At 73.2% G+C, this 25,497-nt stretch carries 16 protein-coding genes; 13 read left to right on the forward strand and 3 right to left on the reverse strand.

All coding sequences use genetic code 11. The features are described 5' to 3' along the window. Position 1 precedes the first annotated feature (1 nt). The 11 genes from ACZ6AA_RS03840 to moeZ all read left to right on the forward strand — a co-directional run bounded on the left by ACZ6AA_RS03840 (position 2) and on the right by moeZ (position 14,601). Entirely contained in the window at positions 2-1,657 is a 1,656-nt protein-coding gene (locus tag ACZ6AA_RS03840) for a DUF3152 domain-containing protein (protein WP_471456095.1), read from the forward strand. Positions 1,658-1,735: 78 nt separating this feature from the next. Further along, positions 1,736-1,828 carry an Ms4533A family Cys-rich leader peptide gene (locus ACZ6AA_RS03845; protein ID WP_335756093.1) on the forward strand — a complete coding sequence of 31 codons (93 nt, stop codon included), beginning with the start codon at positions 1,736-1,738 and terminating at the stop codon, positions 1,826-1,828. 202 nt (positions 1,829-2,030) lie between these two features. Beyond that, the gene (locus ACZ6AA_RS03850; RefSeq protein WP_471456098.1) at positions 2,031-3,758 is read left to right on the forward strand and encodes an ABC transporter substrate-binding protein; all 1,728 of its coding nucleotides are present in this window, start codon (positions 2,031-2,033) and stop codon (positions 3,756-3,758) included. Between the two features lie 30 nt (positions 3,759-3,788). Continuing rightward, positions 3,789-4,787, forward strand: a complete 999-nt coding sequence (locus ACZ6AA_RS03855) for an ABC transporter permease (protein ID WP_468451514.1) — start codon at positions 3,789-3,791, stop codon at positions 4,785-4,787. Then, positions 4,784-5,875 carry an ABC transporter permease gene (locus tag ACZ6AA_RS03860; RefSeq protein ID WP_471456100.1) on the forward strand — a complete coding sequence of 364 codons (1,092 nt, stop codon included), beginning with the start codon at positions 4,784-4,786 and terminating at the stop codon, positions 5,873-5,875. Before ACZ6AA_RS03855 ends, ACZ6AA_RS03860 begins: the two co-directional genes overlap by 4 nt. Continuing rightward, entirely contained in the window at positions 5,872-7,563 is a 1,692-nt protein-coding gene (locus tag ACZ6AA_RS03865; protein WP_471456102.1) for a dipeptide ABC transporter ATP-binding protein, read from the forward strand. Before ACZ6AA_RS03860 ends, ACZ6AA_RS03865 begins: the two co-directional genes overlap by 4 nt. Before the next feature lie 245 nt (positions 7,564-7,808). Then, positions 7,809-9,797 carry a glycosyltransferase gene (locus ACZ6AA_RS03870; protein WP_471456104.1) on the forward strand — a complete coding sequence of 663 codons (1,989 nt, stop codon included), beginning with the start codon at positions 7,809-7,811 and terminating at the stop codon, positions 9,795-9,797. A 386-nt stretch (positions 9,798-10,183) separates the two neighbouring features. Next, entirely contained in the window at positions 10,184-11,245 is a 1,062-nt protein-coding gene (locus ACZ6AA_RS03875; protein WP_471456106.1) for a hypothetical protein, read from the forward strand. A 375-nt stretch (positions 11,246-11,620) separates the two neighbouring features. Then, positions 11,621-12,574, forward strand: coding sequence for an NAD-dependent epimerase/dehydratase family protein (locus ACZ6AA_RS03880; protein WP_468451524.1), 954 nt, complete (start codon positions 11,621-11,623; stop codon positions 12,572-12,574). Beyond that, positions 12,562-13,323, forward strand: a complete 762-nt coding sequence (locus tag ACZ6AA_RS03885; protein ID WP_468480554.1) for a spherulation-specific family 4 protein — start codon at positions 12,562-12,564, stop codon at positions 13,321-13,323. Before ACZ6AA_RS03880 ends, ACZ6AA_RS03885 begins: the two co-directional genes overlap by 13 nt. 99 nt (positions 13,324-13,422) lie before the next feature. Next, positions 13,423-14,601, forward strand: a complete 1,179-nt coding sequence (moeZ, locus tag ACZ6AA_RS03890) for an adenylyltransferase/sulfurtransferase MoeZ (protein WP_468451528.1) — start codon at positions 13,423-13,425, stop codon at positions 14,599-14,601. 86 nt (positions 14,602-14,687) lie between these two features. Here moeZ and ACZ6AA_RS03895 read toward each other — a convergent pair whose 3' ends face one another. From ACZ6AA_RS03895 to ACZ6AA_RS03905, 3 genes are all read right to left on the reverse strand, one after another. Further along, positions 14,688-16,259 (reverse strand): alpha/beta hydrolase, encoded by a 1,572-nt coding sequence (locus ACZ6AA_RS03895; protein ID WP_471456109.1) that lies wholly within the window; start codon positions 16,257-16,259, stop codon positions 14,688-14,690. A gap of 70 nt (positions 16,260-16,329) precedes the next feature. Continuing rightward, entirely contained in the window at positions 16,330-17,880 is a 1,551-nt protein-coding gene (locus ACZ6AA_RS03900; RefSeq protein ID WP_471456111.1) for an alpha/beta hydrolase, read from the reverse strand. 177 nt (positions 17,881-18,057) lie between these two features. Next, positions 18,058-21,135, reverse strand: a complete 3,078-nt coding sequence (locus tag ACZ6AA_RS03905) for a lysylphosphatidylglycerol synthase transmembrane domain-containing protein (protein WP_471456114.1) — start codon at positions 21,133-21,135, stop codon at positions 18,058-18,060. Positions 21,136-21,308: 173 nt separating this feature from the next. On the opposite strand from ACZ6AA_RS03905, the gene ACZ6AA_RS03910 reads away from it, so the two are divergent. Both ACZ6AA_RS03910 and ACZ6AA_RS03915 read left to right on the forward strand, forming a co-directional pair. Further along, entirely contained in the window at positions 21,309-21,710 is a 402-nt protein-coding gene (locus tag ACZ6AA_RS03910; RefSeq protein WP_468451536.1) for an MGMT family protein, read from the forward strand. A 168-nt stretch (positions 21,711-21,878) separates the two neighbouring features. After that, complete coding sequence (locus ACZ6AA_RS03915; protein ID WP_471456117.1) at positions 21,879-25,424, forward strand: UvrD-helicase domain-containing protein; 3,546 nt, start codon at positions 21,879-21,881, stop codon at positions 25,422-25,424. Positions 25,425-25,497 lie beyond the last annotated feature (73 nt).

Raw genomic sequence — 25,497 nt, forward strand, 5'->3', positions numbered from 1 at the left:
CGTGGGACGTCATAGCCGCCGCGGCCCGGCCGCCACTTCGGACACCACCGGCACCTCCGGCATAGGGGGCGCGACCCCCAGGCCCCTGCCGAACCAGGCACCTCAGCCGAACCAGGCACCCCCGTCGGCCCCGGCCGCCCCCGCGCAGGGCGGCGGCTCCGGCCGTCGCAGACGCGGCACGGCCCCCGACGGCACGCCCCCGCACGGCATCCCGCAGCACACGCCTCCGCACGGCGACCCGGCGCACACGCCCGCCCACGGCTTCCCGCAGCACACGCCCCCGCACGGCCTGCCCCGACAGGCCCCGCAGGGCGCCGATCCCGCGCACACCCCGGCCCACGGCTTCCCCCAGCACACACCCCCGCACGGAGTGCCTCAGCACACACCCCCGCACGGCGTGCCCCAGCACACCCCGCCGCACGGCGTCCCCCGCCAGACCCCGCCCGGCGGCACCCCGCGCGTGCGCGGCGGGCACCCCGAGCAGCGGGAGGCCGGGGGCGGCTGGGGCGAGGTCGGCGGCGCCGGGCCCCGGATGGGGGCCGGGTACGGTGTCGTGCCGCCGGGGACGCGCGGGCCCGGTGCGCCCGGGCCCCGGCCCGACTACGTGGACGCCTTCGACGGCTCCGGCGCGCGCGGTGACCTCGGCGAACTCGACGACGCCGACCTCTTCGCCGCCCGTGCGGCGGCCCCGCGGCGCACCCCGCCCCGCGACCCGTACGAGTCCGTGACGGTCTGGGAGTCCGACGGCTTCGACGGCGGTGACGGCGGTGATGCCGACGACGACGCCGACCCGTACGGCGACGACGACGGCGGGCCCGACGCCCGTATCGCCAAGGGTCGGGAGAAGAACCGCGCCCGCACGGTCACCGGCATCGCCGCCGCGGCCGTCACCACCGTCCTCGCCGTCATCGTGGCCGGTCAGGTCGCCGACGGCGGAGGCGACGACAGCTCGCCCGCCCGGGCCGCGGACAAGGGCGGCGACACCCGCGACGGCCGCGACCCGGCGTCCCGCTCGGACGACCGGCCGACGCCTGCCAAGCCCGCGCCGCCCCGCCCGGCGACGTACGACGAGAAAATGGGCAAGAAATACCCGCTGGACGCGAAGCTCGCCGCGTCCGGGGATTTCGACGCCGTCCGCGGATTCGACAGGGCGCCGGGCAAGGGGCAGAAATTCCGCTACCGCGTCGACATCGAGAAGGGCATGGGTCTTGACGGCGGCCTGTTCGCGCAGGCCGTGCAGAAGACCCTGAACGACAAGCGGAGTTGGGCGCACGGCGGCGGCCGCACCTTCGAGCGGATCTCCTCCGGGAAACCCGACTTCGTCATTACGCTGGCCAGCCCTGTGACCACCGCGAAATGGTGCGCCAAATCCGGACTCGACACGCTCCAGCAGAATGTGTCCTGCGATTCCGCGTCGACCGAACGCGTCATGATCAACGCCTATCGGTGGGCCCGCGGCGCCAAGACCTACGGCGACCGCATCCACCCGTACCGGCAGATGCTCATCAACCACGAGGTCGGCCACCGGCTCGGCTACGGCCACGTCGACTGCCGCCGCGACGGCGAGCTGGCGCCGGTCATGCAGCAGCAGACCAAGTTCCTCGACCACGACGGAATCCGCTGCAAGGCCAACCCCTGGGCGTTCCCGGAGAGTTGAGCCGACGTCGGCACCGGTACGGGGGACGAACCGGGCATCGCGTTGACTTTCCGCGCGGCATCGTCCATATTTCTCCGCATGTCGATCCGTCACGCCTCCGTGAGCGCCGCCCTTGAGCTGGCGCTGTTCGGCGTGACCGCGCTCTGCGTGGCCGACATTCACTGTCGCTGACGCCCGCCCCCGGCGAGTGCGTCGCTTCTGCTTCGTTTTTCCCGGCTCTGCCGCAATTCTCCCCGCCGTGTGCCCGAACCGTCCTCGGGCGGTGCGCGCGGCGGTCCGCGGCGGGCCCGAAGCCGCGCTCGGCGTGCGTCGCCCTGGGTGGGCTCTCGCGAATCCTTGAATCTTTCTCTTTCGCTTTCCGAGAGGCACTCCGATGCGTCTGCGTCGTCAGAAGTCCGTCATATCCCGTCGCGTGGCAGTGGCGTCCGCCACCTTGGTCGTGCTGTCCCTCGGCGCCGCCGCCTGCGCGGGCCCGGACGACAAGAACGAGGCGGGCGGCGGCGGCAAGCCCCAGAAGGGCGGCACGCTCACCGTCCTCAACAGCAGCCCGCAGAACGACTTCGACCCGGCGCGCCTCTACACCTCCGGCGGCGGCAATGTACCGAGCCTCGTCTTCCGCACCCTGACCACCCGCAACCGCGAGGACGGCGCCGAGGGCACCAAGGTCGTCCCGGACCTCGCCGAGGGCCTCGGCAAGCCGAGCAAGAACGCCACGGTGTGGACGTACAAGATCAAGAAGGGGGTCAAGTTCGAGGACGGCACGCCGGTCACGACCAAGGACATCAAGTACGGCATCGAGCGCTCCTTCGCCGCCGAACTGTCCGGCGGCGCGCCCTTCCTGCGGGACTGGCTCATCGGCGGCGACAAGTACCAGGGCCCCTACAAGGACAAGAAGGGCCTGGACTCCGTCGAGACGCCGGACGACCACACGATCGTCTTCCGGCTGAACAAGCCCGTCGGCGACTTCGACTACGTGGCCACGCAGACCTCCTTCGCGCCCGTCCCGAAGGCCAAGGACAAGGGCACCAAGTACGAGGAGCACCCGGTCTCGACCGGCCCCTACAAGGTCGTCAAGAACAGCGGCGACGGCGAGCGGCTCCAGCTGGAGCGCAACCCGCACTGGTCCGCGAAGACCGACGCCGAGCGCAAGGCGTACCCCGACAAGATCGACGTGCGCTCCGGCCTCAACTCCTCCGTCATCAACCAGCGGCTCTCCGCGAGCCAGGGCGCCGACGCCGCCGCGATCACCACCGACACCAACCTCGGGCCCGCCGAGCTCGCCAAGGTCAGCGGCGACAAGAAGCTCGCCGCGCAGGTCGGCACCGGCCACTTCGGCTACACCAACTACCTCGCCTTCAACCCGAAGGTGAAGCCGTTCGACGACCCGAAGGTCCGCCAGGCCATCGCCTACGCCGTCGACCGCACCTCGGTCATAAACGCCGCCGGCGGCTCCTCGCTCGCCGAGCCCGCCACCACGTTCCTGCCGAACCAGGAATCCTTCGGATACACGAAGTTCGACCACTTCCCGGCGGGCGCCTCCGGCAACGCCGAGAAGGCCAAGGAGCTTCTGAAGGCGGCCGGTCACAAGGACGGCCTGACCATCACGCTCACGCACTCCAACGACAAGAACTTCGAGACCAGCCCGGAGATCGCCACCGCCCTCCAGGACGCCCTGAAGAAGTCCGGCATCACCGTCAAGCTCCAGGGCCTGGAGGACAACGACTACGAGGACAAGGTCCACGACGCCAAGGACGAGCCCGGCCTGTTCCTCGCCCACTGGGGTGCCGACTGGCCCTCCGGCGGCCCCTTCCTCGCCCCGATCTTCGACGGCCGCCAGATCGTCAAGGACGGCTACAACTTCAACTCCAGCTTCCTGAACGACAAGTCGGTCAACCAGGAGATCGACGAGATCAACAAGCTGACCGACCACGCCGCCGCCGCGAAGCGCTGGGGCGCCCTCGACAAGAAGATCGGCGCCAAGGCCCTGAACGTGCCGCTGTTCCACCCCGTCTACAAGCGCCTGTACGGCAAGGACGTCAAGAACGTCGTGATCAGCGACTGGACGGGTGTCCTCGACATCTCCCAGACCGCGGTCAAGTAGTCGGAACCCAGCACGGATTCAGGTCGTTCCATGAGTGAGGCCCTCCTGGCCCCGGAGACCTCGGGGGCGGACGTCACCACGGCGTCCGCCCCCGCCTCCGGAGCCCGTCAGTTCTGGCGGCGACTGCGCACGCAGCGCGCCGCCCTCGTCGCGGCGGCCGTCGTCGCCCTGCTCGTCCTGGTGGCGCTCGCCGCGCCCCTGCTCACCGCCCTGGCGGGCCAGGACCCCACCACGTACCACCCCGACCTCGTCGACTCCGCCCGCGGCGGCGTGCCCGTCGGCTCGTTCGGCGGGATCGACGGCGACCACTGGCTCGGCGTCGAACCGCAGACCGGGCGCGACCTGTTCGCCCGGCTCGTGTACGGCGCCCGGGTGTCCCTCGGCGTCGCCGCCGTCGCCACCGTGCTGCAGGTCGCCCTCGGTGTCGTCGTCGGCCTCGCCAGCGGGCTCGGCGGGCGCTGGCTCGACCAGGCCCTCAGTCGCGCCACCGACGTCATGGTGGCGCTGCCCGTGATGGTCCTCGCGCTCGCGCTGCTCGCCGTGGTGCCGAGCGGCTTTCCGCGTCCGGTGCTGGTCGCGCTGGTCATCGGGTTCGTGGGCTGGGGCGGGATCGCGAAGGTCGTACGCGCCAAGACCATCTCGCTGAAGTCGCTCGACCACGTGGCGGCGGCCCGGCTCAGCGGCTGGGGCGGGGTGCGGATCGCCCGCCGCGAGCTGCTGCCCGCGCTCGCCGCACCCGTCATCACGTACGCCGCGCTGCTCGTCCCCACGAACATCACCGTCGAGGCGGCCCTGTCCTTCCTCGGCGTCGGCGTGAAGCCGCCCACCGCGTCCTGGGGACAGATGCTGACCTCGGCCGACGTCTGGTACCAGGCGGCCCCGCAGTACCTGCTGCTGCCCGCCGCCGCCCTGTTCGTGACCGTGCTCGCGCTGACCGTCCTCGGCGACGGGGTGCGCACCGCGCTCGACCCGCGCGCGGCGTCCCGGCTGCGGATCGGCACCGGACGGAAGCGGGAGGACGGCTCGTGACCACGACCACTTCCACCCCGACCCCCGCCCCCGCCCCCGCCAAGTCTTCCGGTTTCACCGGCGGGTTCGGCGGCCTCCTCGGGTTCCTCGGCGGCGGCTTCACCGGCTTCGTCGCACGCCGGGTCCTCGGTGTCGTCGTCACGCTCTTCGTGCTGTCGGTCGTCATTTACGCCGTCTTCTACGTAGCGCCCGGCGACGTCGCCCAGATCACCTGCGGCCCGCGCTGCTCGCCCGCCCAGGTGCAGCAGGTCTCGGACCAGCTCCGGCTCGACGACCCGCTGTACACGCGGTACGTGGACTTCCTGCGCGGCATCCTCGTGGGCCACGACTACTCCACCGGCACCGGCGTGCTGCACTGCGAAGCGCCCTGCCTCGGCCTGTCGTACCAGACCGACCAGCAGGTCACCGAGCTGATCGTGAACAAGGTGCCCGTCACCGGCTCGCTCGCCCTCGGCGCCATGGTGCTGTGGCTGATCCTCGGCGTCGGCACCGGCGTCCTGTCCGCCTGGCGGCGCGGCCGTCCCACCGAGCGGATCCTGACCGCCGTCACCCTCGCGGGCACGGCCACGCCCGTGTTCGTGATCGGCCTGATCCTGATGATCCTGGTCTGCGGCCAGCTGCAGTGGCTGCCGTTCCCGCAGTACGTGCCGTTCATGGACGACCCGCAGCAGTGGGCGTGGAACCTGCTCCTGCCCTGGGTGTCGCTCGCGCTCATCGAAGCCGCCAAGTACGCCCGGCTGACGCGCGCCTCGATGCTGGAGACGCTCGCCGAGGACCACGTGCGGACCTTCCGCGCGTACGGCGTCAAGGAGCGGTCCATCGTCGGGCGGCACGCCCTGCGCGGCGCGCTCGCCCCCGTGATCGCGCTCACCGCCAACGACTTCGGGACGATGTTCGGCGGCGCGCTGCTCACCGAGACGCTGTTCGGCCTGCCCGGGCTCGGTCGCGAACTCGTGCACGCGGTCCGGGTCGTCGACCTGCCGGTGGTCGTCGGCATGGTCATGGTCACCGGCTTCTTCGTGGTCCTTGCCAGTGCCGTCGCGGATGTGCTGTACGCGGTGGCCGACCGACGGGTGGTGCTGTCATGAGCCTTGTCCAAGTGGACGAGCTGAGCGTCGAGTTCGGCGACGTGCGTGCCGTGGACTCGGTCTCCTTCACGCTGGAGCGCGGCGGCGCCCTCGGCCTCGTCGGCGAGTCCGGATCCGGCAAGTCGACCGTCGCGTCCGCGCTGCTCGGGCTCCACCGGGACACGGGCGCCCGCGTGACGGGCTCCGTGCGCGTCGGCGGCACCGACGTCGGCGCGGCCACGGACGCCGAACTGCGCAGGCTGCGCGGCCCGGTCGCCGCGATGGTCTTCCAGGACCCGCTGTCCTCCCTCGACCCGTACTACGCGGTGGGCGACCAGATCGCCGAGGTGTACCGGACGCACGCCAAGGCCTCCCGGCGCGCCGCCCGGGCCCGGGCCGTCGAGGTGCTCGACCGCGTCGGGATCCCCGACGCGCCGCGCCGCGCCCGCTTCCGGCCGCACGAGTTCAGCGGCGGCATGCGCCAGCGCGCCCTGATCGCCATGGCGCTCGCCTGCGAACCCGAACTGCTCATCGCCGACGAGCCGACGACCGCCCTGGACGTGACCGTGCAGGCGCAGATCCTCGACCTGCTGCACGGGCTGCGCGAGGAGACCGGCATGGGGCTGCTCCTGGTCACGCACGACGTGGGGGTCGCGGCGGAGAGCACTGACGACGTGCTCGTCATGCGGCACGGGCACGTCGTCGAGCGCGGCGGCGTCGCCGATGTCCTGTCGGCGCCGCGGGAGTCGTACACCCGGCAGCTCCTCGGCGCCGTGCCCCGGGTGGACGCCGTCCGCGAGGAGCGCTCCGGCGACCTCGGCGACGTGGTGGTCGAGGCCGACGGGCTGCGGCGCGACTTCGGCCGCGGCAAGAAGGCCTTCGCGGCCGTCGACGGGGTGTCGCTCAGCGTGCGGCGCGGCGAGACGCTCGGCGTCGTCGGCGAGAGCGGCAGCGGCAAGACGACGCTCGGTCGGATGCTCGTCGGCCTCCTCGAACCGACGGCCGGGCAACTCCGCTACGGGGGTGCGGAGAAGCAGGCCAAGGGCGTCGTGCCGGGTGTGCAGATGGTGTTCCAGGACCCCGTCGCCTCGCTCAACCCGCGCCGCTCGGTCGGCGAGTCCATCGCCGACCCGCTGCGGGCGCGGGGCGACCGCGACGAGGACGCGATCCGCACCCGCGTCCGCGACCTGATGACGCGGGTCGGCCTCGACCCCGCGCACTACGGCCGCTACCCGCACGAGTTCAGCGGCGGCCAGCGCCAGCGCGTCGGCATCGCCAGGGCGCTCGCCGCCGAGCCCCGCCTCATCGTGTGCGACGAACCGGTCTCCGCCCTGGACGTCACCACACAGGCGCAGGTCACGGCGCTCCTCGCCGAACTGCAGCGGGAGCTGGGGCTCGCCCTCGTCTTCGTCGCGCACGACCTGGCGGTGGTGCGTCAGGTCAGCGACAAGGTCGCGGTGATGCGGCGCGGGCGGATCGTCGAGTACGGGTCCGTGGACGAGGTCTACGGAAATCCTCAGGACCCGTACACCCGCCAGCTGCTCGCCGCCGTGCCCGCGCTCGACCCGGCGGCCGCGCAGGAGCGGCGGGCGGCGCGTCGGCGCGTGGCGGCCGCCGCACGGGCGGCGCGCGCGGCGGACACGGAGGGCGCAGAGAGCGCGGAGGGTGGCGACGGCGGCGGCACCGGGAAGGAGCTGGCCGCAGCGTGACACTCCGTGAGGGTGTGCCGGGTGGATTCTGGGCTCTTGCGGCTTTTGCTGTGCTGTAAGCCGGTCGTAGGTCCGCTATAGCGCGACGGAACGCGACCGGCGCGGGAAAGTTACGGCTCTTCACCCCTTCTGGTGGCGCGATGGACAACCGTCCGTCGCGCCACCGTCATGTCCGCATACCTTCGTCCCGCTGCGAGCCGCCGGTCCAACGGCGGCTCCCCATATGGGAGATCGGGGGTGCACGCGTGCGCATAGGACTGCTTACGGAGGGTGGTTATCCGTATGTGGACGGTGAGGCCAGGCTCTGGTGCGACCGGCTCGTGCGCGGGCTCGGGCAGCATGAGTTCGACGTGTACGCGCTGAGCCGGAGCGAACGGCAGGAGGCGCGCGGGTGGGTGGCGCTGCCGCCGCAGGTGCGTCGGGTGCGGAGCGCTCCGCTGTGGGGAGTGGGGGGTTCGGCGGCCGGGGGCGAGGTGGGGTCCGGGGGCGGGTCCGGGTCCGGGCTCGGCGGTGGGTCCGGGTTCGGCTCTGGTTCCGGGTTCGGCTTCGGGCGGCGGGTGCGGCGGAGGTTCGCCGAGAGCTTCAGTGAGCTGGCGTGGGTGGTGTGTTCGGAGGCCGGCACGGAGCCGGGAAGCGGGGCGGGCCCGGGGGAGCGGAACAGCTCCGGCCAGTTGGCGGACCGTTTCGGCAGTGCGTTGTACGAGCTCGCCGACCTTGCCCATGACGTGGGAGGCCTGGGCGGTGCCCTGCGCTCCGAGGTCGCCGTGCGCGCCCTGGAGGGCGCCTGCCGCGCGCCGGGCGCGTTGCGCGCCGCGCGCGCCGCCCGCGTACCGGATCTCCTCGCCGTCGCGGACCGCCTGGAGCGCGTGCTGCGCCCGCTGTCCCTCGACTGGTACGGGGACGATGAGCTGGGCGCGGTCGACGTCTGCCACGCCACGGCGGGCGGCGGCGCCGCGCTGCCCGGGCTGCTCGCCAAGCACTTCGCGGGGGTGCCGCTGCTGGTCACCGAGTACGGGGTGCAGCTTCGGGCGCACTATTTGGCTGGTGCTGGTGCTGGTGCTGGTGCTGGTGCTGGTGCTGGTGCTGGTGTGGGTTTCGGGGCCGGGGCCGGGGCCGGGGCCGGGGCCGGTGGTGGCGGGGGCGCCGACGTGGGCCTCGCGGCGCCCGCCCGTGCCCTGCTCGCCTCCTTCCACGGCCGCCTCGCCGCCGAGGTGTACCGGCAGGCCGCCCTCATCACCCCCGGCAACGCGCACGCGCGCCGCTGGCAGGAACGGTGCGGCGCGGACCGGGCCAAGCTGCGCACGGTCTACCCCGGACTGCCCGCGGCCCGCTTCGGCGAGGTCGGCGAGCGGGAGGACCCGGGCGAGCCCGAGACCCTGATCTGGGTCGGCCGCGTCGAGCCCGCGAAGGACCTGATCTCGCTCCTGCACGCCTTCGCCGAGGTCCGCAAGGAGGAGCCCAAGGCGCGCCTGCGCATAGTCGGCGCCCTCGCGGACGGCCCGGAGGCGGCCGCGTACCTCGCGCACTGCCGCGCCCTCGCCGCGCAGCTCTTCCCCGACGAGGCGGACGGCGCGCACGCGGTCGGCGACAACCCCGTGTCCTTCGAGGAGATCGGCGGACCGGAGCTGCCCGACCTCCCGGACGCGTACGCGGCGGCCGGTGTGGTCGTCCTGTCCAGCGTCGTCGAGGGCTTCCCGATCAGCCTCATCGAGGCGATGCTCTGCGGGCGCGCGACCGTCTCGACGGACGTCGGCGCCGTGGTCGAGGTCATCGGCGGCACGGGGCTCGTGGTGCCGCCGCGCAATCCCCGGGCGCTCGCGCAGGCGTGCGTGACGCTTCTGCGCGACCCCGAGCGCCGTGCGCGCCTGGGGGCGGCGGCCCGGGCACGGGCACTGGAACTCTTCACCGTCGAGCAGAACCTCACAGCATTTAACGGCATTTACCTGGAGATCGTCTCGCACTGCCCGGTCCGCCGCGACGCCCTGAACGAGGCGGGCGAGCCCGTGCCGTTCGCGCGCCCCGCCGAGGCGTACGTGCCGGGGCGGTGGGCTGTCGGCGGCGCGGTGGACAGCGGGACGGGCGGGGCTGTCGGTACGTCCGGGGCGCCCTGGCCCGCCGGAGCGTCCGGTGTGCCCGCGTCCGCCCCCGCGCCCGCGCCGAGCTGGGTCGCGGCGCGACAACAGGGCGGCGGGCGGCCCGGGTTGGGGCTCGGGTTCAGGGAGGCGCTGTCATGACGGGGTGGCCGGAACGGTCGGTGGATGTGCCTCGGGCGCCCGGCGGCGTGGGCGGGTGGGACGCCCGGTCGGCGGAGTTGGCGGGCGGGGTGGCGGCAGGTGCGGCGGCGGGCGCGGGGGAGGGCGAGCCCGGTTCGGGCGGTGGAGCAGCTCCCGTAGGGGCCCCCGCACCGGCTCCCGTATGGAATCCCGCACCGGCCTCCGCACCGGCCCCCGTGCGGAATCCCGCACCGGCTCCCGTACAGGATCACGTAACGGCTCCCCTGCGGAATCCCGCACCGACCCCCGTACAAGATCCCGCACCGGCCCCCGCATCCCCCGCGCCCCCCGCCCGACCGTCCGCGATCACCCCCCGCCGCGGCCCCGCCGACCCGGTGAAGGCGCTGATGCACCGTCACCGTGAGCTGTGCGAGCGCGCAGTGGACCCGCTGGAGATCGCGGCGGGCCTGGAGGCGCACGGGGTCACCGACCGGACGGCCGCGCGGTTCCGGCACCGCGATGTGTTCGCGCTCGCGGAGGAGATGTACGCGCGCGTGCCGCAGGACAGCGCGGAGTGGGACGCCCTCGCCGACGACTCGTACGCGGTACGCGGTGACACCGCCGCTCACGTCCCGCCCGGGTGGGCCGTGTTCGCGCTGCTGCCCGGCGCGGCCTGCGCCCTCGCCGTCGCGGGGCTCGGCCTGGCCGAGGGGCGCCCGCGCCTCGCGGTGCTGCTCGGCGGTGCCCTCGCCGTGGCGGCGACCGCCGCGATCGCCCTGCGGTGCGGCCCGCTGCGCGCCGCGCTCCCCGCCACCCGGCCCACGCACCCATGGGTGGGCTGGCTCCTCGGGTACGCCCTGCTCGGCGACGGACTGCTGCGGGCGGCCGTGTCCGGCGGCCCCGACGGGCCCTGGGCGCCGTCGACCGCTGCGGCGCTCGTCCTCGCGGGCGCCGTCGCCCCCGGAGCGTGGTGCGCGCGGCTCTTCGCGGTTCGGGCGGGCGGCAGCCTCGGCACGAGCCGCGGCCTCGCCGAATTCGCCGCCTCCGTACGCCCGTTGCTGATCGTCGTGTTCGCGCTGTTCCTGGGCGCGGTCGGCGCACTGGTCACCGGCGTGCGGGCGCTGCCCGTGCCGGGCCCGGGCACGGCACTCTCGGCGGTCGGGGCCGGTGCGCTGGCCGCGCTGCTGTGGCTCGGCCGGATGCTGCGCGCCCACGGCTCGCGGCGCGCGCCCGCCCTCGTGTACGCGACGGTCGGCGCCGCGCAGGCCCTGGCGGTGGCCCTGTTGTTCGCGGGCCGCCTGCCGGGCTGCGGGTTCCTCGCGGCGCCGGTGGAGGGCCTGGTCGACGCGGCGGGGACGGGGACGCTCGCCGCGCTCACCTGCGCCACGGGTGCCGCGGTGCTGCTGGCGCGCGCGGTCCGGGTCCTGGGGCGGGCCTCCGCCCACGCAGTGGCGGAGGGGGTCCGATGAGCGCCCCTGCGCGGGCCTCCGTGGCCGAGAGGGCGGGCGGGGGCGCCATGACCGGGGCGGCCGCCGCGGCCGACCTGGCCGTCCCCCACCGCGACCACCCAGGGCGGCGCCACCCGAACGCGCCCCACCAGCCCCACTCGACGCGGTGGCCGCACCAAGACCACCAGCCCCACCACCCCCCGCCCCGACTCCTTGGCCGGACCGCCCCAGCCACCTCACCTGACTCACCTGGCCCGGCCGCCCTACCCAGCCTCTCCGGCTCACCCAGCCCGCCCACCCCGTAAGACCACGAACTTCCCCGCACTCGGCAACACCCGAAGGAGAACCCCAGATGACCACCCCCACCCACCGAGCGTCCGTCCCGGGAGCCGTCCGATGAGGGTGCTGCTGATCGGAGCCAACGGATACCTCGGCCGCTTCGTCGCCGACCGGCTGCTCGCCGACCCGGCCGTGCAGCTCACCGCGCTCGGCCGGGGCGACGACTCGGACGTACGGTTCGACCTCGCCAACGGCAGCCCCGGTGCGCTCACCCGCTTCCTGGACGCCGTGCACCCGGGCGTCGTCATCAACTGCGCCGGTGCCACCCGCGGCGGCGCCCGCGAGCTGACCCGGCACAACACCGTCGCCGTCGCCACCGTCTGCGAGGCCCTGCGCCGCAGCGGCTGCGGCGCCCGCCTGGTGCAGCTCGGCTGCGGCGCCGAGTACGGCCCGAGCCAGCCCGGCTCGTCGACGGCCGAGGACGCCGTCCCCCGGCCCGGCGGCCCGTACGGCGTCAGCAAGCTCGCCGCCACCGAACTCGTCCTCGGCTCCGGCCTCGACGCCGTCGTCCTGCGGGTCTTCTCGCCCGCAGGGCCCGGCACCCCCGCCGGATCACCGCTCGGCCGCCTCGCCGAGGCCATGCGGCGCGCCATGCAGTCCGGCGACGGCGAGCTCAAACTCGGCGGACTCGGCGTCCAGCGGGACTTCATCGACGTACGCGACATCGCCCGCGCCGTGCACGCCGCCTCCCTCTCCGCCGCCCAGGGCATCGTCAACATCGGCTCCGGGCGTGCCGTGCGGCTGCGGGACGCCGCCGCCGTCCTCGCGCGCGTCGCCGGGTACGGCGGCGCGCTGCACGAACTCGACCAGCCCGCCGTCCGGCCGGTCATCGGCCACCCCCGCGCCGATCCGGACCACGCGGGCCCGACCGCGTACCCCTACCCCGACGGCTGCGGCAGCTGGCAGCAGGCCGACGTGCGCACCGCGCGCGACCGGCTCGGCTGGCGGCCCCGCATCAACCTCGAAGAGTCCCTGGCCGACATCTGGATGGAGGCGGCATGCCGCATCTGAGCAGCACGGCCACCGGCGTCGCCCAGACCGACGTACGCGTCGGATTCGGCGTCCCCGGCTTCGCCCACCCCCTGCTCGCGGCCACCGAATGGGCCGAACTCACCCGCCCCGGGACCCCTTTGCACTGGGTTGTCCTGAATATCGACAACGGTCCGGGTGACCGGCCCGACCCGCACTGCCTGGCCGCGGCGGGACGGTTGCGGAACGCCGGGGTCCGGGTCCTCGGCCAGCTCGATGTGACCTACGGCGCACGCGGCTTCGGCGAGCTGGTGTCCGACGCCCACCGCTACCTCGACTGGTACCTCGTCGACGGCTTCTTCCTCGGCCGCTGCCCCACCGAACGCACCGCGCTCCCGGAAGTCGCGCGCACGGTCACCACCCTGCGCGCCCTGCTGCGGGGCGGGTCCGACGACGGCCACATCGTGTTCGGCCACGGCACCCATCCGCACCCCGGATACGCCGACACCGCCGACCAGTTGGTGACCTTCGCCGGACCCTGGAGCGACTACCGCTGGTCGCAGGTGGCCGAGTGGACCGCCGACCACCCGCCCGAACGCTTCTGCCACCTCGTCCACGGCATGCCGCGCGGCCACCTCGACGAGGCGCTGCGCGTCGCCCGCTGGCAAGGGGCCTCGACGATCTACTTCACCGACCGCACCGACACCGGCCCGGTCGGCGACCCCTGGGAGTCGCTGCCCGGTTACTGGGACGAGATCGTCTCGCGGGTCGGACCAGGTGTCTCGGAATGAAGATGGCCATGGCAGTGTTACCAGGAGAACTGATGTCCCCCAGCCCGGCCGCGGCGGGGCCGGGGGACCCCGATCGCACTTCCGACCAACGGAGTCCCCGTGTCGCTGCCACCCCTGGTCGAGCCAGCATCTGAGCTCACCGTCGACGAGGTCCGCAGGTACTCCCGCCACCTGATCATCCCCGACGTCGGGATGGACGGGCAGAAGCGGCTGAAGAACGCCAAGGTGCTCTGTGTGGGCGCCGGCGGCCTCGGGTCACCGGCGCTGATGTACCTCGCGGCGGCGGGCGTCGGCACCCTCGGCATCGTGGAGTTCGACGAGGTCGACGAGTCGAACCTGCAGCGCCAGATCATCCACAGCCAGGCCGACATCGGCCGCTCCAAGGCCGAGTCCGCGAAGGACTCCGTCCTCGGCATCAACCCGTACGTGAACGTGATCCTCCACGAAGAGCGGCTCGAGGCCGAGAACGTGATGGACATCTTCAGCCAGTACGACCTGATCGTCGACGGCACGGACAACTTCGCCACGCGCTACCTGGTCAACGACGCGTGCGTGCTCCTGAACAAGCCCTACGTCTGGGGCTCGATCTACCGCTTCGACGGCCAGGCCTCGGTCTTCTGGTCCGAGCACGGCCCCTGCTACCGCTGCCTGTACCCGGAGCCCCCGCCCCCCGGCATGGTCCCGTCCTGCGCCGAGGGTGGCGTGCTCGGCGTGCTCTGCGCCTCCATCGGCTCCATCCAGGTCACCGAGGCGATCAAGGTCCTCACCGGCACCGGTGAGCCCCTGGTCGGCCGCCTGATGATCTACGACGCCCTGGAGATGCAGTACCGCCAGGTCAAGGTCCGCAAGGACCCGAACTGCGCGGTCTGCGGCGAGAACCCCACCGTCACCGAACTCATCGACTACGAGGCCTTCTGCGGCGTCGTCTCGGAGGAGGCCCAGGAGGCGGCCGCCGGTTCGACGATCACTCCCAAGCAGCTCAAGGAGTGGATCGACGCCGACGAGAAGATCGAGATCATCGACGTCCGGGAGCCGAACGAGTACGAGATCGTCTCCATCCCGGGCGCCAAGCTGGTCCCGAAGAACGAGTTCCTCATGGGCACCGCCCTGGAGACGCTGCCGCAGGACAAGAAGATCGTCTTGCATTGCAAGACGGGTGTCCGCAGTGCGGAAGTCCTCGCCGTGCTCAAGTCCGCGGGCTTCGCGGACGCGGTGCACGTGGGCGGCGGCGTGATCGGCTGGGTCAACCAGATCGAGCCCGAGAAGCCGGTCTACTAGAGCAGAAGCCGGTCTACTAGAGCAGTTCGAGCAGTTTCCGGGCCCCGCTCACCCTCCGGTGGGCGGGGCCTTCGGCTGCCCGGGCCTCAGGACTCGCAGACCTTGTTGTCGTCCGGGACCTTGCCGTCGAGCAGGTAGTCGTTGACCGTGCCGTCCACGCAGTCGCTGCCGTTGCCGTACGCCCCGTGGCCCTCGCCCTTCCACGTCAGGTGCACGCCGACGCCCTTGCCCAGCTCGTCCGCCATCTTCCGCGCGCCCTCGTACGGCGTCGCGGGGTCGCCGGTGTTGCCGACGACCAGGACGGGGTCGGCGCCGGGGGCGCTCACCTCGGGGCTGTCGTGCAGCCCGGGCACCGGCCAGTCGTGGCACCAGCCCGCCGTGTCCCAGCCCATGAACGTGCCGAACAGCGGGGATATCTCGCGGAACCGGTCGAGCTTGGCCTTCGCCTGCTCCGGCGTCGGCCGCTCCTTGCCGTCCCGGCAGGAGATCGCGCGCTGGGAGTGGCCCTGGGTGCTGTAACGCCCGGACGCGTCCCGTTCGTTGTACGCGTCCGCCAGCTGCAGCAGGGCCGTGCCGTTGCCCTTCTCCGCCTCCTCCAGGGCGTTGGTCAGCGCGGGCCAGGTCTGCTTGCTGTACAGCGTGACCGTGATGCCGGTCGTCGCCAGGGACTCGCTGAGCTTGCGCCCGGGGGTGTCCGTGCGCAGCGGCTTCGCGTCGATGCGGCGCAGCAGGTCGACGATCTTCTTCGTACCGGCCTTCGGGTCCTGGCCGTTGGCCTTCAGGTAGTTGTCGAGGGCGCGCTGGAAGCCGCGGGCCTGGTTCTCGGCGTGGCCCACCGTGCCCGCCGTCGGGTCCACCACCGCGTCGAGCGTGAGGCGGCCGACCTTCTTGGGGAACAAGTGGGCGTACGTACCACCGAGTTCGGTGCCGTACGAGATGCCGAAGTAGTGCAGCTTGGCGTCGCCGAGGACCTGGCGCAGCACGTCCATGTCGCGGGCCGCCTCGGCCGTGGAGACGTGCGGGAGCAGCTTCTTCGCGGCACGCGCGCAGCCCGCGCCGAAGTCCGCGGCGTCCTTGAAGTACGCCCTCTCCTCGGCCGGGGTGTCCGGGGTGAGGTCGGTCCGCTCCGCGGCCTGCGTCTCCTTGTCGCTGCGGCAGCGCACGCCCTCGCTGGCGCCCACTCCGCGCGGGTCGAAGCTCACCAGGTCGTACCGCTCGCGCAGCTTGCCGTACGAGTCGGCGAAGGACGGCAGCATGGAGACGCCGGAGCCGCCCGGGCCGCCGAAGTTGAACAGGAGCGAGCCGATGCGGTCGCCCTCGCCGGTGGACTTGGCGCGGATCAGCGCGACGCCGATGGTCTCGCCGTCCGGCTTCTCGTAGTCGAGGGGGACCTTGAGGGTCGCGCACTGCCACTCGTCGCCCGGCGCGGGGTCACTGCCCGAGGCCTTGCAGCCGCCCCAGTCGAGCTTCTGCGTCGTGACGGCGGCGGGCAGCGTGGAGGAGGGGTCGGGGCGCGGCGCGGGGTCGGCCCCCGTGGGCGCGGGCCGCTTCCCGTCGGACCCGTCCTTGTCGTCGTCGGAGCCACCGCATCCCACGGCGAGCCCGGCCACCAGAACACCTGCGGCGGCCAGAGCTGCTGACCGTACGAAACGCGGCATGACGCTTCCCCCCTCGGAAGGCAGTCAGGCCATAGTAGGCACGGCCACTGACAAGGGCTCCGGCGGGCGGTCAGGAGCAGACCGTGCCCGCCTTCGGCACCGTGCCGTTCAGCAGATAGCCGTCCACGGCACCCCGTACGCACTTGTTCTTGCTGTCGTACGCCCCGTGGCCCTGGCCCTTGTACGTCAGCTCGACGCCGACGCCCTCGCCGAGGGAGTCGACCATCTTGCGCGCGCCCTCGTACGGCGTGGCCGGGTCGCCGGTGTTGCCGATGACGAGGACGGGCGCGGCGCCCGAGGCGCTCACGTCCGGGTGGTCGGCCGCGCCGTCGACCGCCCAGTCGGAGCAGTTGACCATGCCCCAGGCCAGGTAGTCGCCGAACAGCGGCGAGGCCTCGCGGAAGTCCGGCAGCTTCTTCTCGACGTCCTCGGGGGTGTAGCGCGGCTTGTCGTCGGCGCAGTTGATGGCGACGTTCGCGGCCTGGATGTTGCTGTACTCGCCGTTCTCGCTGCGGCCGTTCATCGAGTCGGACAGGACCATCAGGATCTTGCCGTCGCCGTCGTAGGCGTCCTCCAGGCCCTGGGTGAGGTAGGGCCAGAAGTCCTTGGAGTACAGGGCCTGCGCGATGCCGTTCGTCGCCGCGGTCTGGGTCAGCTCGCGCGGCGGCAGGGCGGGCAGCGGCTTGCTGTCGAGGTCCTTCAGGAGCTTCGCGATGCGGTCCTTGACGTCCTGCTCGTCGTCACCGACGGGGCAGTCCTCGACCTGCGACGCGCAGTCCTCGGCGAAATTGTCGAGCGCCCGCTGGAAGCCCTTGGCCTGCCCGAGCGAGCCCTGTTCCGGTGTCTCCGTGGGGTCGACGACCGCGTCGAACACCGCGCGGCCGACCTTCTTGGGGAACAAGTGGGCGTACACGCCGCCGAGTTCGGTGCCGTAGGAGATGCCGAAGTAGTACAGCTTGTCGTCGCCGAGCACCTGGCGCATCAGGTCCATGTCGCGGGCCGCGTCGGTGGTGCGCACATGGGGGAGCACCTTCTTGGAGTTCTTCTCGCACGCCCCGTTGAAGCTCTTGACGTTGTCCATGAGCTTCTTGCGCTCGGCGTCGTCGTCGGGCGTCGCGTCCTGCTGGTAGTACGCGTCGAGCTGCTCGTCGTCCTCGCACTTCACGCCCTCGCTGCGGCCGACGCCGCGCGGGTCGAAGCTCACCAGGTCGTAGCGGGCGCGCAGCTTCGCGTAGTCCGTGCCGAACGCGGGCAGCGTGGTGACGCCCGAGCCGCCGGGGCCGCCGAAGTTGAAGATCAGCGAGCCGATGCGCCGGTCCTCGTCGCCGCTCGCCTTCGCCCGGATCAGCGCGATGTCGACGGTGTCGCCCTTGGGCTCGTCCCAGTCGAGCGGCGCCTTCATGGTGGCGCACTGCCACTCGGCGCCGCCGGGCAGCGGCGAGGGCGCCTCTCCGCCGCCCTCCGCGGCGGACGGGGCCGGGCAGTCCTTCCAGCTGAGCTTCTGGTCCGGCAGGGCCGCGTCCGAGGAGTCGGAGTCGGAGTCGCCGCACGCCGCGAGCGCGGCGGTCAGCAGGACGGCGGTGGCGGCCATGGCCTTGGCGCGCGGCGGGAGCTTGGGCATGGCTCCATCCTGCGGGGGCGGCGGCCCCGCCGCTCGGGACACGGGCCGTGCGGGTGACCTGCTCCGCAGGCCCGCGCTCGCGCCCGCTCCGCGGACCTGCGCGCGCGCCCGCTCCGCGGGCCCGCGCTCGCGCCCGCTCCGCGGACCTGCGCGCGCGCCCGCTCCGCGGGCCCGTGCCTACAACAGGCCCTTACGGGTGAGATGGTTGAAGAACAGCCACCCGGGGAGCACCGGCAGCCACAGCGTGAGCAGTCGGTACAGGAGCACGGCGGGCGCCGCCACGTCCTTCGGTACGCCCACCGCGATCAGACCGAACGTCAGGGTCGCCTCGACCGCGCCGACGCCGCCCGGGGTGGGCGCCGCCGAGCCGAGCGCGTTGCCCGCGAGGAAGACCACCGCGACGCTGGCCAGGCTCAGGGTGCCCATCTCCTCGCTGGCGAAGGCCCGCACCGAGGCGTCGAGACAGAGCACGAAGAGGAACGTCAGGAGCAGCATGCCGCCGATGCCGGTGAGCAGCTTCTGCGGCCGCTGCAGGACGTCGAGCATGCGCGGCACGACTCCCGCGAACAGCGACCGCACGCGCGTGACGACGAACTTCCGCAGGAACGGGATGGCGGTCACCACGAGGACGAGCACCGCGACCGTCAGCAGGCCCGCGATGACCGTACGGGACGGTGTCAGCGTCGGCGTCTTCTGCGTGCCGGTGACGTACCCGAAGATCAGCAGGAGCAGGATGTGCGAGCCGAGGCCGAAGAGCTGCGAGGCGCCGACGCTCGCCACCGCGAGCCCCGAGCGCACTCCCGAGCGCTGGAGGAAGCGGGTGTTGAGCGCCACGCCGCCCACCGCAGCGGGCGCCACGATCTTCACGAACGACCCGGCGACCTGCGCGGACACGGCCCGCAGGAACGGCACCCGCTCCGGCACGAAGCCCAGCAGGCTCATCGCCGCGGCGAAGTAGCTGAGCGCCGAGAACGCCACCGCGGCGGCGACCCAGCCCCACTCGGCCTCTCCGAAGATGGTGCCGAAGTCGATGTGCGTCAGCTGTGACAGCAGGAAGTACGCGCCGAAGGCACCGGCGATGAAGCTGATCAGCGTGCGTGGCCTGATCCGTTCCAGCTGCGCCGGTTCCACGGGGGCCGTCGGCCGGATCAGGAGCACCTGATGGCGGATCTGGGTGAGCAGGTCCTCCTCGCGGGCCTGCTCCAGGGCCTCGTCTATGGCCTGCTTCTCGGCCTGCTTCTCCGCGCGCAGGGACTTGCGGGCGGCGGCCGTCTCGGCCTTGCGGGCGGCGGTCGGGTCCGCGGTGCGGGCGGTGACTGTCTCGGTCCTGCGGGCGGTCGCCGGGTCCGCGGTGCGGGCGGCGATCGGGTCCGTCTTGCGGATGGAGATGGGGTCGTCGGGGCGCGTGGTGGCGGGGTCGGGGGCGGTGGCGGCTTCGGTGGCCCCGGCTTCCTCGGCTGTCGCTGCCGTGCTCTCGGCTTCCGTGCTCTCGGCCTCCGTGCGGGCGGCCTTCGCCTTGCGCGAGGCCTCCAGGACGGCGTCCCGCTCCCGCTGGGCGCGCTCGCGGGCCCGCTTGCGCAGCGTCCCGCGCGTGGAGCGGGTCAGCGCGATCGGCTGGAGCAGCGGCAGACAGTCCGCCACGGCGTCCGGGCCGAGGACCTCGACGGCCGTGGCGACCGCGCGCTCCGCGCCGACCCGAAGGCCGAAGGCCGTCAGGAGCTGCGCGATGTCCATGCGCAGGACCAGGTCGCCGGCCGCGATCTCGCCGCCCCGCAGGTCCGTCAGGATCACCGTGCCGGAACGATCCACCAGGATCGCGTCGCCCGCGAGCCTGCGGTGCGCGATCCGGCGCGACTGGAGCGCCTTGACCTGCCGCCAGGTGTCGCACAGCAGCTCGTCGGTGAGGGCCTCGTCCGGCAGCGAGTCCAGGGAGCGGCCGCCCGTGTGCTCGTACACGAGGATGACGGCGTCCGGGCCGAGCTCGGAGGTGGCGATGAGCTTGGGCGCGTTCGCCCCGGCCGCGATCGCCGCGTACGCCAGCAGGGCCTCCTGCTCCAGGGCCTGGCGCAGGGACTGGAGGCTGCGGCGCTGGGTGATGCCGCGCAGCGTGAGACGGCGCCACACCCGGTAGAAGAAGCCCTGCGCCTGTTGTTCTCGGTCGATGACCGTGACGTCCAGGGGAGGTCCGTCCTCCAGTGTCACGAAGTAGCGTCTGCCGCGGTTGTCCTGGTCGGAGGCGTCGCCGGACTCCTCGCGGGCGGCGCTCACCGGCCGGAAGCCGACGTGCCTGAGGCCCGCGAGCAGCGTCTGGCCGGTGGGCTGCACGTTCGGCGAGCCGACCGCGTACAGCGTGCCGTAGGCGACGGTCCAGCCGATGAGCACCGTCAGGATGATCGAGAACGGTGTCGTGTTGCCCGACACCAGCATCGTGAAGGCTTCGAGCAGCAGCACCACGAGCAGGACGACGCGCCAGCGCGGCCTGCGGGACATGCCCACGGCCGTCATGTACGCGATGACCGGCGCGAGATAGCCGTGCACCGGGTCCGTGAGCGAGTTGATGTCACCCGGCGAGGGCTGGGTGAGGGCGTCCTGGATGGACTCCGGGGCGGCCTTGGCCACCCACAGGTCGGTGGCCAGCGTCACGCCGTGCGCGAGCACGGCCGCGAGGACCCCGTCGGCGATGCGCAGCCCGTCGCGTTTGATCAGGCGCTCGATCGCGAACGCCACCGGGACGAGCAGCACCCCGATGCTCGCGGTGAGCCCCGCCAGCTTCATCAGGAGGTCCGGGGGTTCGCCCGTGCCCGCGTTGATGTCCTGCTCCAGGCCCGACGTCGTGCCGTGCGCGAACGCGGAGATCAGCAGCAGCGCGGCGATCGCCAGGATGCCGACGAGCAGCCGCATGAGGTCGGAGGGGCGGTGCACGCGCGCGGGGAGGAGGGGTTCGTCGCCCTCGACGCGCTCGGAGTGGGGGTCGTCGTCGGCTTCGGCGCAGTCGAGGAGGGCGGAATCGGTGGGCTCGGAGGGTTCGGAGAGCCTGGACGGCTCCGACGGCTCCGAGGGCGCCGAGGGTTCGGTGAGCTCAGGGGGCTCGGTGGGCTTGCTGCGGGAAGCGTCGCCGGACGACTCGGGAGACGCGTCGTGGGGCTTCACGACCAGCTCGTCGGTGTCCGGGCGTGCCGTGTCCGCAGAGGTGCCAGCCGTCTTGTCGGAATGCACGCCCTGCTGCTCCGTCGCCTCTTCTTGATCTCGTATCACCAGTCACCGCCCGCACGATGGTGGCATGCCCCGCTGACAACGGGGGGCATCAGGGGGCAATCCGGGGGCGCGAAACGGTCACGATTTGCCACTTCGTCCCTCGTCGCACGCCCTACCGCACCCTCTGTCGTGGAGCCGTCACCATGTCGGTGCCATGCGGCAGGATGGGCCGGATGAGCGAGGAGAGCCGACCGGATCCGGAGCGGATGGACCACCCCGACGTACCCGAGTACCCCGAGTACGCGGAACGGGTGCTCGATGTGGCGGAGCGCATTCCGCCGGGCCGGGTGATGACCTACGGAGACGTCGCCGAGTGGCTGGAGGAGGGCGGGCCGCGCCAGGTCGGCCGGGTGATGGCCCTCTACGGCGGCGCGGTGCCGTGGTGGCGCGTGGTCCGCTCGGACGGCGTGCTGCTGCCCGGACACGAACTGCGGGCCCTTGAGGCCTACCGCGCGGAGGGCACGCCGCTGCGGGAGGCGAGCCGCGCGTCCGAGCGGAGCCTGCCGCGCCTGGACATGCGCAGGGCGCGCTGGGACGGCGGCGCGGCGGACGTGGCTCCGGAGGCTCACACCTGACAGCTTCCGGCACGCGGTGGCCGGGCGGCGGCCCGGTGGCCCGTACGGGGGAAGCCACGCGCCCCGCTCATCCGCTGGCGTAGCGTCGACAGCACGCATTCACACTCACCCCGCAGCTGGCACGCAGCCGCACCTCGACCCGTACACCCACCAGGACCGGCGATCCACGTGAGCTCCCTTTCATCCGCCCGGCACCCGTCGCACCCTCGGGTACGACAGGGGACTTCGGGTGCCTATCGGCTGGTGCGTACCCCGCCGGTCCTCACGGATCCCCCTCAGCTGGACGCACGGCAGCGCTCGGTGGTTGACCACGCGGGCGGTCCGCTGCTCGTTCTCGCAGGTCCGGGCACGGGCAAGACCACCACCCTGGTGGAGTCGGTGGCCGCGCGGGTGGCCAAGGGGACCGATCCCGAGCGCGTCCTGGTGCTCACGTTCAGCCGCCGGGCGGCGGTCGAGCTGCGCGACCGCATGGCCCAGCGCATCGGCGCCGCCGACGCCCCGCAGGCCACCACGTTCCACTCGTTCTGCTACGCCCTCGTCCGCGCCCACCAGGACGCCGACCTCTTCGTGGAACCCCTGCGGCTGCTGTCAGGACCCGAGCAGGACGTGGCGGTGCGCGAACTCCTCGCGGGCCAGACCGACCTGGCGCGCGAGGGCCTGGCGCGGGTGCGCTGGCCGGACGAGCTGCGCGCCTGCCTGACCACGCGCGGCTTCGCCGACGAGGTCCGCGCGGTGCTGGCGCGCAGCCGCGAACTGGGCCTCGGCCCGGCCGCCCTGGACGCCTTCGCCCGGCGCGGCGGCAGGCCGGACTGGCGCGCGGCGGCGGCGTTCCTCGCCGAGTACCTGGACGTCCTCGACCTCCAAGGAGTGCTCGATTACGCGGAGCTGGTGCACCGCGCGGTGCTCCTTGCCCGCCGCCCCGAGGTCGCCAGGGCGCTCGCCGCCCAGTACGACGCGGTGTTCGTCGACGAGTACCAGGACACGGATCCCTCGCAGGTTCGGCTGCTGCACGCGCTCGCGGGCGGCGGGCGCGATCTCGTCGCCTTCGGAGACCCCGATCAGTCGATCTACGCCTTCCGGGGCGCCGATGTGAACGGCATCCTCCGGTTCCCGTCGGACTTCCCGCGCGCGGACGGCGCCGAGGCGCCGGTCGAGGTCCTGACGTCGTCCCGGCGGTCCGGTGCGCGGCTCCTCGCGGCCACCCGCCTCATCACCGCGCGCATGCCGCTCACCCGGCTGCCCGCGGAGAAGGTACGTGCCCACCGGGAGCTGACGGCCGTCAGGGACGGCGGTCGCGTCGACGTCCGTACGTACCCCACGGCGGGCACGGAGCTGGACAACATCGCGGACATGCTGCGCCGCGCGCACCTGGAGGACGGCGTCCCCTGGAACGAGATGGCCGTCCTCGTGCGCGCGGGCGCCCGCTCCATCCCGTCCCTCCGCCGCGGCCTCACCGCGGCGGGCGTCCCCCTGGACATAGACGGCGACGACATCGCCCTGCGCCACGAGCCCGCGGTGACGGCGCTCCTGACGGCGCTGCGGGCTGTGGCTCGGGCGGAGTCGGGGGAGGGTGCGGGGGAGCCCGAGTCCGAGTCCGTCCCCGAGTCCGAGTCCGTCCCCGAGTCCGACGCCGACCCTGAGGCCGACGCCGACCCTGAGTCCGAGCCCGCCACCGAGTCCGACGCCGAGCCCGGGCCCGCCCCTGAGCCCGACCTCGACGGCCCCGAACCCACCCCGGCGGAGGCGGGTGAAGGAGCAGGGGAATCCGCCCCTGAGCCCACTGCCGACGGCCACGAACCCGCCCCCACGACGCCCACGCCCGCCCCCACCACCCCCGCGTGGCTCGACACCGAGACCGCCATAACCCTGCTCACCTCACCCCTCGCGGCCATGGACGCCGCCGACCTGCGGCGTCTGGGCCGGGCCCTGCGGGAGGAGGAGCGGGCCGCGGGCAACCACCTCCCGCCGCCCTCCGACGAACTCCTCGCCCGCGCCCTCGCCGAGCCGGAGCGGCTGATAGCGCACGACCCCTCGTACGCGAAGGGAGCCCAGCGCCTCGGCGAACTCCTGAGCCGGGCCAGGAAGCGCCTCGCGGACGGCGGCACCGCCGAGCAGGCGCTGTGGGACCTGTGGGACGGCACGCCCTGGCCGCGGCGCCTGGAGCGGGCCGCGCGGCGCGGTGGCGCGGCGGGCCGCAACGCCGACCGGGACCTCGACGCGGTGTGCGCCCTGTTCGCGACCGCGGCCCGCGCCGAGGAGCGCACCGGCGGGCGCGGCGCCCTCAACTTCCTCGACGAGATCGAGGCGCAGGACATCGCCGCGGACACGCTCACGCGCCGCGCGGCGCGCCCCGACGCCGTGCGCCTGATGACGGCCCACCGCTCCAAGGGCCTGGAGTGGCGGCTCGTGGTGGTCGCGGGCGTCCAGGAGGGCCTCTGGCCAGACCTGCGCCGCCGCGGTTCCCTCCTGGAGGCCGACCGCATCGGACGCGACGGCATCGCCGAGCCCCTCACCCCCGGAGCGCTCCTCTCCGAAGAGCGCCGGTTGTTCTACGTGGCCGCCACGCGCGCGCGAGAACGCCTCGTCGTCACCGCCGTCAAGGCCCCCGCCGACGACGGCGACCAGCCCTCCCGCTTCCTCACCGAACTCGGCGTCGAACCGAAGGACGTGACCGGCCGCCCGCGCCGCCCGCTGTCCGTCTCCGCGCTCGTCGCGGAGCTGCGGGCCACCACCGTCGACCCGCACGCGTCGGACGCCCTGCGCGAGGCCGCCGCCCAGCGCCTGGCCCGCCTCGCCGCGCTCAGCGACGCCGACGAGCGCCCCCTCGTGCCGTCCGCGCACCCGCACCGCTGGTGGGGCATGTTCGAGCCGACGGTGAGCGCGGTGCCCCTGCGGGACCGCGACAAGCCCGTCGCGCTCTCCGGGAGCGCGCTCGACCAGCTCGCCAACACCTGCGCCCTGCAGTGGTTCCTGGGCCGCGAGGTGAAGGCCGACGCGCCCGCGACGGCCGCCCAGGGCTTCGGCAACGTCGTGCACGTGCTGGCCGACGAGGTCGCCTCCGGGCGCACGCCCGCCGACCTCGACGTCCTCATGGAACGCCTCGAATCCGTCTGGGACGCCCTCGTCTTCGACGCCCCCTGGAAGTCCGACCAGGAGAAGGAGCACGCGCGCGTGGCGCTCGAACGCTTCCTCCAGTGGCACGTCAGCGGCGCCCACGCGGGCCGCGCCCCGGTCGCCAGTGAGCACGACTTCGACGTGACGCTCGAAGCGGGCCCCTACGAAGTACGCGTACGCGGCTCCATGGACCGTGTCGAACGCGACGGCGAGGGCCGCGCCTACGTAGTCGACTTCAAGACCGGCAAGCAGGCCCCGAGCGCCGCCGACGTCGAGCGCCACCCCCAACTTGCCGTCTACCAGCTCGCCGTGCGCGAGGGCGCCGCGGACGACGTCTTCGAAGGCGTACGCCCCGACGTGGGCGGCGCGGAACTGGTCCAGCTGCGCCAGGGCGCGGCCAAGAAGGACGGCGGTGACGCGCTGCCGAAGGTCCAGGCCCAGGAGCCGTTGTCCGGCGACTGGGTCGGCGACCTCCTCGCCACGGCGGCGGGCAAGGTCCTCGACGAGCGCTTCACGCCCGTCACCGGGCAGCACTGCACGCACTGCGCCTTCCGCGCCTCGTGCAGCGCCCGCCCGGAGGGCAAGCAGGTCGTGGAGTGACCCGCGCCCGCACCCACCGGTGGCCAACGTCACGCCGCGTCCCCTGTGCTCATAGCACTCTCACAGGCCATCT

The organism is Streptomyces sp. NPDC040610 (assembly GCF_055594065.1).

Coding starts and splice junctions, on each gene's coding strand:
- ACZ6AA_RS03885 (WP_468480554.1), top strand. CDS start 12,562: ATGCCGCATCTGAGCAGCACGGCCACCGGCGTCGCCCAGACCGACGTA.
- ACZ6AA_RS03850 (WP_471456098.1), top strand. CDS start 2,031: ATGCGTCTGCGTCGTCAGAAGTCCGTCATATCCCGTCGCGTGGCAGTG.
- ACZ6AA_RS03845 (WP_335756093.1), top strand. CDS start 1,736: ATGTCGATCCGTCACGCCTCCGTGAGCGCCGCCCTTGAGCTGGCGCTG.
- ACZ6AA_RS03865 (WP_471456102.1), top strand. CDS start 5,872: ATGAGCCTTGTCCAAGTGGACGAGCTGAGCGTCGAGTTCGGCGACGTG.
- ACZ6AA_RS03875 (WP_471456106.1), top strand. CDS start 10,184: ATGCACCGTCACCGTGAGCTGTGCGAGCGCGCAGTGGACCCGCTGGAG.
- ACZ6AA_RS03855 (WP_468451514.1), top strand. CDS start 3,789: ATGAGTGAGGCCCTCCTGGCCCCGGAGACCTCGGGGGCGGACGTCACC.
- ACZ6AA_RS03910 (WP_468451536.1), top strand. CDS start 21,309: ATGAGCGAGGAGAGCCGACCGGATCCGGAGCGGATGGACCACCCCGAC.
- ACZ6AA_RS03880 (WP_468451524.1), top strand. CDS start 11,621: ATGAGGGTGCTGCTGATCGGAGCCAACGGATACCTCGGCCGCTTCGTC.
- ACZ6AA_RS03900 (WP_471456111.1), bottom strand. CDS start 17,880: ATGCCCAAGCTCCCGCCGCGCGCCAAGGCCATGGCCGCCACCGCCGTC.
- ACZ6AA_RS03895 (WP_471456109.1), bottom strand. CDS start 16,259: ATGCCGCGTTTCGTACGGTCAGCAGCTCTGGCCGCCGCAGGTGTTCTG.